At 64.4% G+C, this 12311-nt stretch carries 11 protein-coding genes, 1 pseudogene and 1 riboswitch; of the genes and pseudogenes, 2 read left to right on the top strand and 10 right to left on the bottom strand.

Annotation, left to right across the window (positions count from 1 at the left end; translation table 11 throughout):
* A pseudogene (locus ACFJIU_RS07805) lies at positions 1-767 on the top strand (cobalt-precorrin-6A reductase).
* Here ACFJIU_RS07805 and ACFJIU_RS07810 read toward each other — a convergent pair.
* The 8 genes from ACFJIU_RS07810 to ACFJIU_RS07845 all read right to left on the bottom strand — a co-directional run bounded on the left by ACFJIU_RS07810 (position 731) and on the right by ACFJIU_RS07845 (position 10252).
* Positions 731-1495 (bottom strand): precorrin-3B C(17)-methyltransferase, encoded by a 765-nt coding sequence (locus ACFJIU_RS07810; protein WP_379069589.1) that lies wholly within the window; start codon positions 1493-1495, stop codon positions 731-733. The pseudogene ACFJIU_RS07805 and the gene ACFJIU_RS07810 overlap by 37 nt on opposite strands.
* Positions 1492-2241: a precorrin-2 C(20)-methyltransferase gene (locus tag ACFJIU_RS07815; RefSeq protein ID WP_379069592.1), complete on the bottom strand. Its 750-nt coding sequence runs from the start codon at positions 2239-2241 to the stop codon at positions 1492-1494. Before ACFJIU_RS07815 ends, ACFJIU_RS07810 begins: the two co-directional genes overlap by 4 nt.
* Positions 2238-2870, bottom strand: a complete 633-nt coding sequence (locus ACFJIU_RS07820) for a precorrin-8X methylmutase (protein WP_379069594.1) — start codon at positions 2868-2870, stop codon at positions 2238-2240. The genes ACFJIU_RS07815 and ACFJIU_RS07820 overlap by 4 nt, the downstream gene beginning before the upstream one ends.
* A gap of 2 nt (positions 2871-2872) precedes the next feature.
* Entirely contained in the window at positions 2873-4204 is a 1332-nt protein-coding gene (gene cobG, locus ACFJIU_RS07825; protein ID WP_379069597.1) for a precorrin-3B synthase, read from the bottom strand.
* Positions 4201-7548, bottom strand: coding sequence for a cobaltochelatase subunit CobN (gene cobN / locus ACFJIU_RS07830; RefSeq protein WP_379069600.1), 3348 nt, complete (start codon positions 7546-7548; stop codon positions 4201-4203). Before cobN ends, cobG begins: the two co-directional genes overlap by 4 nt.
* A 3-nt stretch (positions 7549-7551) precedes the next feature.
* Positions 7552-8589 (bottom strand): cobalamin biosynthesis protein CobW, encoded by a 1038-nt coding sequence (gene cobW / locus ACFJIU_RS07835; protein WP_379069603.1) that lies wholly within the window; start codon positions 8587-8589, stop codon positions 7552-7554.
* A complete protein-coding gene (locus ACFJIU_RS07840) occupies positions 8586-9017 on the bottom strand; it encodes a DUF1636 family protein (protein ID WP_379069606.1) in 432 nt (143 codons plus the stop codon). The genes cobW and ACFJIU_RS07840 overlap by 4 nt, the downstream gene beginning before the upstream one ends.
* 34 nt (positions 9018-9051) lie before the next feature.
* Positions 9052-9254, bottom strand: a riboswitch (cobalamin riboswitch).
* Positions 9255-9337: 83 nt separating this feature from the next.
* Complete coding sequence (locus ACFJIU_RS07845) at positions 9338-10252, bottom strand: LysR family transcriptional regulator (RefSeq protein ID WP_379069609.1); 915 nt, start codon at positions 10250-10252, stop codon at positions 9338-9340.
* A 107-nt stretch (positions 10253-10359) separates the two neighbouring features.
* Here ACFJIU_RS07845 and ACFJIU_RS07850 point away from each other — a divergent pair, with 107 nt between their 5' ends.
* The gene (locus tag ACFJIU_RS07850; protein ID WP_379069612.1) at positions 10360-11253 is read left to right on the top strand and encodes an NmrA family NAD(P)-binding protein; all 894 of its coding nucleotides are present in this window, start codon (positions 10360-10362) and stop codon (positions 11251-11253) included.
* A gap of 32 nt (positions 11254-11285) precedes the next feature.
* Here ACFJIU_RS07850 and ACFJIU_RS07855 read toward each other — a convergent pair whose 3' ends face one another.
* Both ACFJIU_RS07855 and ACFJIU_RS07860 read right to left on the bottom strand, forming a co-directional pair.
* Positions 11286-11792, bottom strand: coding sequence for a shikimate kinase (locus ACFJIU_RS07855; protein ID WP_379069614.1), 507 nt, complete (start codon positions 11790-11792; stop codon positions 11286-11288).
* Between the two features lie 24 nt (positions 11793-11816).
* Positions 11817-12290, bottom strand: coding sequence for a GNAT family N-acetyltransferase (locus ACFJIU_RS07860; RefSeq protein WP_379069616.1), 474 nt, complete (start codon positions 12288-12290; stop codon positions 11817-11819).
* Positions 12291-12311: the final 21 nt, after the last annotated feature.

Consider the following 12311-nt stretch of genomic DNA (forward strand, 5'->3'; position numbering starts at 1 on the left):
ATGTCCCACCGTATTCTCATTCTGGGCGGAACCACCGAGGCCAGGCAACTGGCCGGTCGATTGGCGGCAAGACCCGATGTTGAGTTGACCCTTTCGCTGGCGGGGCGCACGGAAAACCCGGTTGCCCAGCCTGTGCCGATGCGTGCCGGCGGTTTCGGCGGCGCCGACGGCCTCGCCGCCTATCTGAAGGACAACCAGACCGATCTGCTGATCGACGCGACGCATCCCTACGCGGCGCGCATTTCCACCAATGCGGCCAAAGCCGCGCGACTTGCCGGTGTGCCGATCCTGGCGTTGCGCCGCCCCGGCTGGGAACGACGGGAAGGTGACCGCTGGACGGAAGTGGATGGTGCTGCAAATGCCGCCGTCGCGCTCGGTCCCGCCGCTCGGCGTGTCTTCCTGGCGCTCGGCGCCAGGACGTTGGCGTCTTCGAAGCGGCTGCCCATCACCACTATCTCCTGCGCAGCGTCGACCCGGTCGAGCCACCGCTCGGTATTCCCGGTGTCGACTATCTGCTGGCTCGCGGGCCTTTCGATGAGGCGGATGAGCATCGACTGCTGATCGAACACCGCATCGACGTCATCGTTTCCAAGAACAGCGGTGGCGAGGCGACCTACGGCAAGATCGCCGCGGCGCGAGCGCTTGGTATCGAGGTGGTTATGATCCGCAGGCCGGTTCTGCCGACGGTGCCTTCGGCGGCCGGCATCGTGGAACTGCTTGCGATGGTCGATCATTCCCTGCGTCCCGTCGCCGAGCGCGGTGTGTAGACCAGCGCTGGTTTGCCGTTGCGCTTGATGACACGGGTTTCGGGCGATCCGATGATCACGCAGGTTGCCATATCCGCCATATCTGCCCGGGCGAAGGCGAGCGAAGCAACTTCGATACGCTCGTCGGGACGGCCGGCGGCGCGACCGAAAATCACCGGTGTTGTACCCGGCAAAATAGCGGCGAGTGCCTCGAAGGCACGACCAAGCTGCCAGGGGCGGGCCTTGCTGATCGGGTTGTAGAGGGCGATCACCAAGCCGGCACCGGCTGCCGCCAGCAATCTGAGTTCGATCAGATCCCAGGGTTTCAGGTTGTCGGACAACGAAATGGCACAGAAATCATGGCCGAGCGGTGCGCCGGCACGGGCGGCTACGGCGAGCATGGCGGTGACGCCCGGCACGATCTGCAGGTCGATGTCACGCCATTCGGCAGGGCCATCCTCGATCGCTTCGCACACGGCGGCCGCCATGGCAAAGACGCCAGGATCGCCACCAGAGACGACAGCCACTGCATGGCCTTGCGCCGCCTTGACGATCGCCTCCTTGGCGCGCGCCAGTTCCTCGCGATTGTCGGAAGCGATCCGGGTCTGGTGCGGCTTCAGCTCGAGCCGGTCGACATAGGGTTTGTAGCCGTAAAAGAACTCGGCCTCAGCGACCGCAAGGTTTGCTTCCGGTGTGACCTGGTCGGCATTGCCGGGGCCGAGGCCGATGACGAAGAGACGGCCGCTCACAGGCTTGCCTCCGGGCGTCCGGACCAGCCGGCCACCAGCACCACGGCGAAATAGGGCGCCTTGTCGTCCGGCTTGTCCTGCAATGGCATCGACACCGAACCCGGCATCGTGCCGCGTTCGACATAGACGGCGCGTGCGAGCTTGCCGGTGGCGTCCAGCGCGCGGCGAATTTTCGCCAGGTTGCGGCCTACCTTCATGATGACCGCAGCGTCGGTGTCGGCAAGCCGCCGGGTCAGTTCGAACTCGTTCATGGTGCCGGGCAGGACGGTCAGCACATCGTCACCCTGCACGATCGGCAGGCCGTTGGCCGACCAGCAGCCGGACATGGCCGTCACGCCGGGAATGACCTCGGTCGGGTAACGATGCGCAAGGCGTACGTGCAGATGCATGTAGGAGCCATAAAAGAGCGGATCGCCCTCGGAGAGGATGGCGACCGTGCGACCCTGGTCGAGATGCTCGGCGACCCGCATCGTCGACTCCTCATAAAAACCGGTGATCGCCGCCTTGTAGTCGTCGCTGTCCTTGTCGATCTCAATGGTGACCGGGTAGACCAGCGGCAGTTCGATCCAGTCTGCCCGACAATGTGCACCGACGATGGTGCGGGCATTGCCGTTGGCGCCGCGCTTGGAAAAATGCGCGACGACATCGGCCTCGGCCAGCGCACGCACAGCCTTGAGCGTCATCAGTTCAGGATCGCCGGGACCGGTGCCGACGCCGATGAGGCGGCCTTTCGCCGACGCGCTCACAGGCCAGGCCTCGCCAGCGAATTCAGCGCGGCAGCGGTCATGGCACTGCCGCCCAGCCGGCCACGCACGATGGCGAAGGGCACGCCATAGGAGTTTTCGGCCAGGGCATCCTTGGATTCGGCGGCGCCGACAAATCCCACCGGCATGCCGATGATCGCGGCCGGTTTGGGTGCGCCGTCGCGCAGCTTCTCCAGGAGGTAGAACAATGCCGTTGGCGCATTGCCGATGGCTACCACCGCACCTGCAAGCCGGTCGGTCCAGAGGTCGATTGCCGCAGCCGAACGCGTGTTGCCAATCGCCTTGGCGATGTCGGCGGTACGGGGATCGCGCAGAGTGCAGATCACGTCATTGCCGGCCGGCAGGCGGGCGCGGGTGACGCCATGCGACACCATTTCGGCGTCACACAGGATGGGCGCGCCTGCCTTGAGCGCATCACGGGCGGCGGTGGCGAAATCCGGCGAGAAGACGAAATGATTGGCCGCCTCGACCTGGCCGCAGGCATGGATCATGCGGATGGCAATGTCGGCCTCGGCTTCCGAGAAGCGCGACAGGTCGGCCTCAGTGCGGATGATGGCAAAGGAACGCTCATAGATGGCGTTGCCGTCGTGGATGTAGTCATAGGCGGCCATACTCAATCCGTACCCAATCTCGCGAAGGCGTCGGTGATCGCCGCTTCACCCAACCGGGCAAGGCAGGTGGCGGCGGTTTCGTTGCCGCGCCTGGCACTGCCTGCCAGCGCGGCGACGCGGCCAATGCCGCGCGCGGCTTCATATCGCGGGCTGTATCGGGGCGGAAGAGCTTTCGCCGTCCCGTCCACGACAAGTCCGGCTCCGTTTTCGCCGCCGACCAGGGTGAGCGCTGCCGTTGCAGGATGCGCGCAGCCCTTGGCGCAACCGGAAACATGCAGGGTGAACGAGCCGTCGAGCAAACCGGCATGGCTGGACGCAACCGTTTCGGCGATTTCGCGTGTCGCGATCCGGCCGGAGGCGCAGGCAGGCTCGCCGGGGCAGGCTGCTATATGCAGGCGCGGATCGCCGGTTTCTGTTACGAAGCCGAGCCCGTGGGCGGCCTGCTGCAAATCGAAACAGTCTTGTTCGCCTGGTATCCGGAACAGCAGGGTGCGCCGCGGTGCCGGGCGGATTTCGTCGGCGCCGCGTGCGTGTGCTTCCAGGCAGAGTTGTGCGATCCTTTCCGCAGGCATCGAACCGAAGGGCAGGGCGATGCCGACGGCGTGGGTATCGTCGGCCAGGGCAAGGATTCCGATGAGAGCAGAATCGCCTCGACGGCTTTGCTGATGTGTCGCTGCAGTGGCGTCGGCTGGCAAAAATGTGGCGCTCAAGTCGCGCGCGCGTCCCTCATGTCCGATCGCCGCAATGGCCTGGAGGATCGCTAGAACTCTATCGCATACGTCTGATTCATCCAGCAAAGCCAGCGGCCGCGCGGTGGCCGCGGTGCCGCCAATCGCTAGATGCCATCTCATGTTGCCGATGCCCCTGGCCGCGACGAGCCGGATGTCGGCCAGGATCGCATCCACGCTGATGGCGCCGCCACCGTCTACGACGATGGAGACCTTCGGTCCGAGCCTGCCTGCCAGGTCCGTTTTTGCGATCGCCTGGCGGATCGCTTCAGCCAGCGGGCGCGGATCGGCAATTTCCTGCGCATCCAAACCGGCCAGCGGGCCGGTTTCGACAGGAACGCCGGTTCGCACAGCGATGCCCAAGGCGTTTACTTCCGCAGCCAGCTGGCCGGCGCTCGCAGGGGCCAGGCCGCGGATCTGGATCGAACCTCGGGCAGTGACTTCCATGATGCCGTTGCCGTGCCGTGCGGCGGATTCCGTGAGTCCGATCAGGGCCTTGGGAGAAAGTCCTCCAGCAACCGGGTTGAGGCGCACCAAAAGCCCGTCGCCGGTCTGCATCGGCGTCGACAAGGCGGGGCAGGCACCGCGGCGCTGGAAGGCGTTCATTCCGCCGCCTCCGCTCCCTTTGGCTCATGGCCTTGGGCTTTAGCGATCAAAGCAGCAAGGTCGTCGTCGACCGAATTGCGCAGTGGGTGCCACAGGCCGCGCCGCCGGGCCGACTGGAAGCGCTCGGCGATGAATTTGACAGCGCGAGGGTTCTCGGCCAGCAGAAATGCCCGTACCTCGTCGTCGCCGAGGTAGGCATCGTGCACGGCACCGATCAGATTGCCGGCAATGGCATGGGTGGTCTCGGCGAAGCCGATCAGGCGATCGACCGTCTCGGCGAATTCCGACGCACCGCGCGGGCCGTGCCGCATCTGGCCCTCGATGAAGCGGCGGTTGATGGCGCGGGCCCGCACCACGCGTGTCACCGCCTCCGATACCGAGCGTGGCTTGGGTTTTGCGGGATCGGTCGTGTCGAGAACGATGACGTCCGCACTTTTACCGAGCGCGGCAAGCGCCGCGGAGAAGCCGCCAATGAAAGCGACGTCGGCCGAACCCTCGAGGATGTCGCGACCCGGATCGTCGCCCGTGTGGACAAGCAGATCAGCCTCGGCGATGCGCCCCGCAAAGGCGCCGGGCGCGGCGGAGCCTTCACCTTCAGCCCCGCCATAGGCATGCGAGGCGGCTTCGAGATAGGCGCGGCCAAGTTCCTCGCGACGATCCCATTCGCCGCTGGCAAGCATCGCCTCCAGCCCGGCGCCATAGGTGCCCGGCGAGGAGCCGAAAATGCGCGGTTCGACCCGGCCTGCTGCACGCGTTGCCGCCGCAAGCGGGTTTTCGCTGTCGTCCTCGTCACGCTGGGCGACTGCGCGTGCCGCCGCATCGATCAGGGCGATCTGGGTGGGGAACATGTCGCGAAACAGGCCCGATATGCGCCAGGTGACATCGACACGCGGCCGCCCAAGCGTGGCTGGCGGCAGCACTTCGATACCTATAACGCGACCAGTGGCGGCATCCCATTGCGGCCGGCAACCCATCAGCGCGAGCCCCTGCGCAATTTCCTCGCCGCCGGTGCGTAAGGATGCGGAGCCCCAGAGGTCGATGACCAGGGCCCGCGGCCAGTCGCCATGACCTTGCATGTAGCTGACCACGATTTCGTCGGCTGCCGCCTTGCCGAGATCGAATGCGGTCGGCGTTGGCATGGTACGCGGATCGGCGGTGAACAGGTTGCGCCCGGTCGGCAGGACATCGCTGCGGCCACGAGCAGGCGCGCCCGCTGGGCCCGCAGTGACGTGGCGGCCATTGAGCGCCGCGAGCAACGCCGTCTTTTCGTTGGCCGCGCTTTGCAGGCGCAGCGGATCTGCTTCGCCCTCCGGAGCACGACCATAAACGTGCAGGCCGTCCTTGACCGCGAAATCCTTGAGATCGCACAGCCAGGCATCGATGCGGCGTAGCGCTTCGTCGGGCGCATCGGTTTTGGCGACGCCGGCTTCCGAGGCAAGGCCGGTTTTAGCCGCGGTTTCGACAATCAGCCTGGCCAGCCGGTCGCGCCGGCGGCGGTCGAGCCCGTCGGCCTGCGCGTATTCATCGACGAGACGCTCCAGTTCCTGCTGGTGGTCGTCCAGGCCTGCGCCGGTCAATGGGGGTGGCAGATGACCGAGTGTGACTGCCGCGATGCGACGCTTGGCCTGCGCCGCCTCGCCTGGGTTGGAGACGATGAAAGGATAGATCACCGGCAACGCGCCGGTGACGATTTCTGGGAAACAGTTCGAGCCCAGGGCAACCGTCTTGCCGGGCAGCCATTCCAGCGTGCCATGTGCGCCGACATGGATGATCGCGTGCACGCCAAGCGATTTCTGCAGCCACAGGCCGAAGGCGACCAGTTCGTGGCGCGGTGGCAGCGTCGGGTCGTGATAGTCGGCGCGCCGGTCGGCGGAGCGGCCACGATCCGGAGCCAGAGCTACGGTAACGTTACCGAAGCTGGCGGCGCGGAAAGGAAAATCGGTTGACGAAGCTTTGCCCCATGCATCGACCACCGCCTGGCGCGCGTCGATCGGCAGATTTTCGGAGAGCGTTGCGTAGTCCTCGGCATCAAGATGTTCGCCACCTTGTTCCAGGAGGTCGAGCAAAGCGCGCGCGGATTCAGGAATCTTCTCAACCGTGTAACCGTCTTCCTTAAGGTCGTGCAGCATGGAGAGCACGGAAGAGGGCACGTCGAGGCCAACAGCGTATCCGGTGCGTCCGGGCGCGCTGGGATAATCGGGGATGAGGATGACGACGCGTCTCTCAGCGGGTTCCGCCTGCTGCAGCCGGATATGAGCCACAATGCGGTCGGCGACGCGCTCGACGCGATCGGGTTCAGGCCTGTTGGCGAAAGGTCGGAAGGCAAGCGCCGAATCGGCCGCCACTTCGGCCTTGAAGGAAACCGCGCCGGCGAGGATGCGGCCGTCCAGCTCCGGCAGCACCACATGCATGGCAAGATCGGCCGGTGCCAGGCCACGCTGGTTGGTCTCCCAGGCGTCGCGGCGTGTCGTGGCGACGATGACCTGGAACACCGGCACCCCGGCACGGTCGAACAAGGTTTCGGCTCCCGGTTCCGCGCCGGAAGCGAATGCGGTGGCTGTGACGATGGCTGCCGGGTTCAGAGCGCCGAGTGTCTTTTCCACGAAACCCAGCGAGGCCTGGTCCTTCAGACTGGGCACGAAGATGGGTACGGCCGTGATACCGCGCACCTCCAGAGCTCCGGCCAGGGCATCGATGGGGGCGGCATCGGCCGCGAGCAGCATCGAACGATAGAAGAGGATGGGGACGGCCGGTTTGCCGGCGACGATCGGAGGAAGCGCGTCCACGACACCAACGCCGGGTTGATAGAAACCTGCCTTGGGCAGTTCGACAGGCGGGAGAACAGCGCGATCGTGGCCGCAAAGCCCAGCCAGTCGGCTGACCAGCGCAGACATGTTGGCCGGTCCACCCTGGCGGAAATAGGCAAGCAGGGTTTCCAGTTCGTCCGCGGGCAGGGTGGAAGCTTCGGTGAGGCGCGCATCCTCGTCGTGGGATTCGCCGGGCAGCAGCGCCAGCTTGATTCCCCTGGCGCGGGCTGTTGCCGCAAGCTGGTCGCAGCCGTAGCGCCACCAGTCGTAGCCGCCCAGGATACGCACCAGGATCACCTTGGCGTGCTGCGCAACGCTGTCGATCCACAGATCGACGGACATCGGGTGGCGAAGGTCGCGCAATGCCGCCAGCCGCATCGAGGGCAGGGCGGCGGCATCCGCCTGCCAGCCGGACGCCAATCCGGCCAGATCGCTGTCGGTGAAAGACAGCGCCACCATCTCCGCCGGCTGCTGGCGCAAGTCTACCGGCTCGGCGATATCGTCGAGCGAGGCGGAGGTGGTGGTCAGGATATGCAAGGTTTATCCCACCAGGATCTTCTCGATGGCCGGGCGGTCGAGACCCTTGAGGCCAATCACCACCAGCCGCGAGCGACGGTCGTCGTCTGCCGTCCAGGCGCGATCATAGTAGTGGTTCACACGCGGTCCAACCGCCTGCAGCAGGAGCCGCATCGGCTTGGCATCGACTTCGACGAACCCCTTCACGCGCAGCACATTCTCCTTGTCCGCGGCTTCCGCGACACGGCGAGCGAGATCATCCGGGTTGGCAACTGCAGGAATCTCGACGACGAAGGTGTCGAAGTCGTCATGCTCATGGTCGCCCATGCCGTCATGGTGGCTCTTGCGGTTTTCGATATCGTCCTCGACGGCAAGACCGAGGCCGAGCAGCACGGACGGATCGACCTTGCCCTGTGCGGTCGGCACCACCTTGACCGCGCGGCCAACATGCTCGCTGAGAACGGCATTGGCGCGGGCAGCACCGGCCGCATCCAGCAGGTCGTTCTTGGAGAGGATGATCAGGTCGGCGCAGGCGACCTGATCTTCAAACACCTCCTCGACCGGATCGTCGTGGTCGAGTGAATCGTCGGCGGCACGCTGCGCGGCGAGCGCGTCCATGTCCGAGGCGACGCGACCTTCAGCCAGAGCCGGGCCGTCGACCACGGCGACGACGCCGTCGACGGTCACGCGGTTTTTCACAGTCGGCCACTGGAAGGCCTGCACCAGTGGCTTCGGCAGCGCGAGGCCGGACGTCTCGATCAGGATGTGGTCGACTTTCGGCGTGCGTGCCAGGATCTGGTCGAGCGCCGGTACGAAATCGTCGGCGACCGTGCAGCAGATGCAGCCATTGGCGAGTTCGACGATGTTCTCCTCCGGGCAGCTTTCAACGCCGCAGCCCTTGAGGATCTCGCCGTCGACGCCGACGTCACCGAATTCGTTGACGATGAGGGCCAGCCGCTTGCCCTTTGCGTTCTCGAGGATATTGCGGATCAGCGTCGTTTTGCCAGCGCCGAGGAAGCCGGTGACGACGGTGCAAGGTACGCGGGAAACGGAAGCGGTCATATCTGGTCCTTCAACACAGCGAGGGGAGGGATACGCGCGACGAGGCCGCGCTTGAGGGAATCGGGACGGCCACGCCATGGGATGAGACCATCCTGCGACGTTGCGAAAAGCTCTGCGCCAGTCACGAGGTCGGAACCTGATTCAACCGTCAGGTCGCCGAAGACGTAGCTCCAGCAATCGTTGCGCAGCAGTGCTGCTGAGAGGCGGCGCTTGCAGTTACCCAGGCATTCGACCGAGCGCACTTGAATGGTCTGGTTGCCCCGGGCGGCAGTCCTCGTGGCTTCGGCCAGCAGCGTGCCGGCACGAGGATGGGCATCCGAACCGCTCTCGTCCCGACAGGACGAGCAGACGATGATGGTGACGGGGGCGGTTTCGACATCCGCCGTCACACTCGTCGTCCCGGCCGAGAAACTATCGCTGCGATCCAAATCAGGCTCCTTGCCCGGGACACCCGCCAGGCGTTGGGATTCTTGGTTTGACGGCAGGTCTCCTGGCTTGCGGGTCGCTGCCTCGGTGCCGCCTTCCCGGGAAATCCCAGTGGCTATCGGCCTTGGCTCGTCGCTCACAGTTGCGGGGACAGCCGCGGACTTGAAGCTTTGCCTCGCACCGCATTCCCTCTTCGCTCCTCCCGGTGAAGGGAGGAGACCGTCTTTGCCGGATTTAGGCTTGGGCAGGCGGCGCTGTCAACGCGCCGCAACGGCGGATCGCGTCGCAAGCGTGATGGTGCGGTTGGGCCACCGAGCCGACATCACGCCACGACGCAATCACGTTCCCGACTTTGAATGTGCAGATTGGCTGCCAGGAAGTCGATGAAAAGTCGTGTCTTTGCGAGTGGCAGGCGAGCTGCTGGCCAGACGATGTGGACTGGAATCGCGGGCTGCTCGAAGCCCTCCAGAATCACCTCGACGGTGTTGCTGTCGACGAGATCCTGGATTTGCCAGAGTGGCACGCGGCCGATGCCGAGGCCAATGGCAACCGCCGCGTGGCTGGCGGCCGCGTTGTCGAGATGCAGCCGTCCGCCAACTTTCACGCTCAATGGCTTGCCGCCTTCCTGGAATTGCCAGGCGCCGGCATCACGATCGGTGTTGCGGAAGATACATTGATGTTCGGCGAGTTCGCGTGGGTGGCGTGGCCGTCCGTGTTTGCCGAAATAGGATGGCGCGCCGAAGACGACCCGGCGCATGACGCCGAGCCGGCGCGCCTTCAAGTCGGAATCCGCCAGTTCGCCAATGCGGATGGCAAGGTCGAGCCCTTCCTGGGCTAGGTCGACGAAGCGGTTCGACAGGCTGAGTTCTACTTCGAGCTTGGGGTGCATTTCCATGAAACGTGCGACGATGGGGATGAGATAACTGGGCCCCAGCAGTTCCGGTCCGCCAATCCTGAGCAGTCCGGTTGGCTCTGCGCTGCGGTTGCCAGCTTGTATCCTGGCTTCGACAATTTCCAGAAGCGCCGGTTTCACCCGCTGGTAGAAGTCATATCCCGCCTCGGTGGGCTGCGCCTTGTGGGTCGTGCGGTGCACGAGTTCGACGCCCACACTTCCTTCAAGGGCTGCCAGTGAACGGCTGACCGCCTGGAGAGAACGGCCGAGATGACGGGCAGCTGCCGACAGGTTGCCGCGTTCGACGATCGCCAGGAACGCCTCGACATCACCAAACCGATCCATAATGGTTCTCCGATTTTCGAGAGACCATATCACGAATTGACCATCTACCAATCGGCTGTCGATAGATCGATGTTCCGGCAAGTGGTTCCAACATGTCAGGAAAATCGATGTCTGATCCGAACAGGAAAACCGTACTCGTGGTGGGCGCTTCCGGCCGCAGCGGTGGCTATGTCGCGGCGGAACTTGCCCGGCGCGGTGTCATCGTGCGGGCGCTGGTGCGCAACGAGGTCGCCGCGCGCGCGGCACGCGACAATGGCGCGTTGGAAATCGTGGATGGCGATCTGCGCGATGCCGAAAGTCTCGACGGCGCGCTCAAGGGGGTTCATGGGGTCTATCATGTCGGCCCGCCCTTTGTTGCGGACGAACCGGCACTCGGCATTGCCATGGTTGATGCGGCGAAACGCGCGGGAATTGGCAAGTTCGTGTTTTCGTCCGTCATCCATCCGGCTAACGGACTGGCCAATCATGCCAGCAAACTGCCGGTGGAGGAGGCGTTGCTGCGTTCCAATCTGGACTACACCATCCTGTACCCGGCGACGCTGTTCCAGAACATCGCCCCGGCATGGCAGGCCGTGGTTCGTGATGGTGTCTTCGCGGAACCCTTTTCGAACACGGCGCGGCTGGCGCGTGTCGATTACCGCGACGTCGCTGAAGTGGTGGCCAAGGCGTTGACAGGCGATCAGCTTGCCTATGGCTCTTTCGAGCTTGCAGCCGATGGGATGCACAACCGCATCGAGATCGCCGCCTTGATGGGCGCCTTGCTTGGACGCGCGATCGAACCGGTGGAACTCAGCTTCGAGGCATGGGCGGCAGCCGCCAAACCGCCTTTCGAAGGCGAGGCGCTGGCTCAACTGGCACGCGTATTTGAATCCTATACGGCGTTCGGCTCTGCCGGAAACAGCCTGACCCTGCGCGCCATTCTCGGACGCGAGCCCAGTACGCTGAGGCAATATTTCGAAGAACTCGCGGCTATCAATACGGACGCTCTCCTGCGGGCCTGATACAGATTGTGCGAGCTCGTGACCTGCTCCACCTAAGGGCTCGGGTGTCGCCAGACCAACTGAAGGATCTGGTCGACGGTCTTTTCGACCGGTGCGCTGGAATCAATCTCGTGGTCGGCCGACTCCCGAAGCAGCGGTTCGATCATTGCGATCAATTCGCCAATCCTGCGTCGTTCCTCATCGACATGACCGTATCCGCCCGGCGCTCGCGCGGACACGCGTTGCATAACCGTATCGATCGGCACAGAGAGCAGGACGATCGTGTCGATCAGCGGGAAAAGCTCGTCCATGTTCTCGGCACAGCCGCTGATGAAGAGTGCCTCGTCACGTGGTCGGGAAAGCAGCACGCGAACCTTGTCGAGCTGCCACACCCAATCCTTGCCGTCTCCGGGCGTCAGTGTGTCGCCAGGAGCGGCTTCGATCCAGTGTGACCACTCCGGCGTATCAAGGTCGTAGGCGGCATGGCCACGTGCAGCCAGTTCCCGGATCGTGGCCGATTTGCCGGTTCCGGACATGCCGGTGATCAAGACGCGTTTCATGCGGGTGCTCGAACGGCTGGCGGTTCAGAGATGAAGTGCGAGACGCTTGCGCATATAGACCGTGGTGCCTTCCATGTATGGCTCCCGTTCGGTGATGACGTAACCCAGGCGCTCATAGAGTGCGATGTTGGCTTCGAACGCGGCGTTGGTCAGCAGCCGGGTTTCGTTGTGGCCTGCCTGGCGAGCCATTTCTTCGGCATGATGGAGCAGCACTTTGCCGAGCCCTTTTCCTTGCTGAGCCGGCAAGACACAGACGTTCTCGATCCAGAGATGATCGTTTTCCTGGACGGTCTCTATCAAGCCGGCGATCTCGATGCCCAGGTAGAGCAGCGTGAACTGGTGCTTTTGCAGGGCCTCGTCATAGTCGGCTTTCATCGGACTCGGTTCGCGGCCGATCACCGGGATCCATTTCGAGTAGGCCGCGCGCACGATGTCGCGGACCAAAGCCACGTCTGCCGGAGTTGCAGCTCGAAATTGCGCAGCAGGTTCGTGCGGCATGGGGCAGTCTTTCGGTTGGCC

Origin of the sequence: Mesorhizobium sp. UC74_2 (assembly GCF_042701485.1) — a bacterium.
Lineage (GTDB): Bacteria > Pseudomonadota > Alphaproteobacteria > Rhizobiales > Rhizobiaceae > Mesorhizobium.

Coding starts and splice junctions, on each gene's coding strand:
- ACFJIU_RS07820 (WP_379069594.1), bottom strand. CDS start 2,870: ATGGCCGCCTATGACTACATCCACGACGGCAACGCCATCTATGAGCGT.
- cobG (WP_379069597.1), bottom strand. CDS start 4,204: ATGAACGCCTTCCAGCGCCGCGGTGCCTGCCCCGCCTTGTCGACGCCG.
- cobW (WP_379069603.1), bottom strand. CDS start 8,589: ATGACCGCTTCCGTTTCCCGCGTACCTTGCACCGTCGTCACCGGCTTC.
- ACFJIU_RS07845 (WP_379069609.1), bottom strand. CDS start 10,252: ATGGATCGGTTTGGTGATGTCGAGGCGTTCCTGGCGATCGTCGAACGC.
- ACFJIU_RS07850 (WP_379069612.1), top strand. CDS start 10,360: ATGTCTGATCCGAACAGGAAAACCGTACTCGTGGTGGGCGCTTCCGGC.
- ACFJIU_RS07855 (WP_379069614.1), bottom strand. CDS start 11,792: ATGAAACGCGTCTTGATCACCGGCATGTCCGGAACCGGCAAATCGGCC.
- ACFJIU_RS07860 (WP_379069616.1), bottom strand. CDS start 12,290: ATGCCGCACGAACCTGCTGCGCAATTTCGAGCTGCAACTCCGGCAGAC.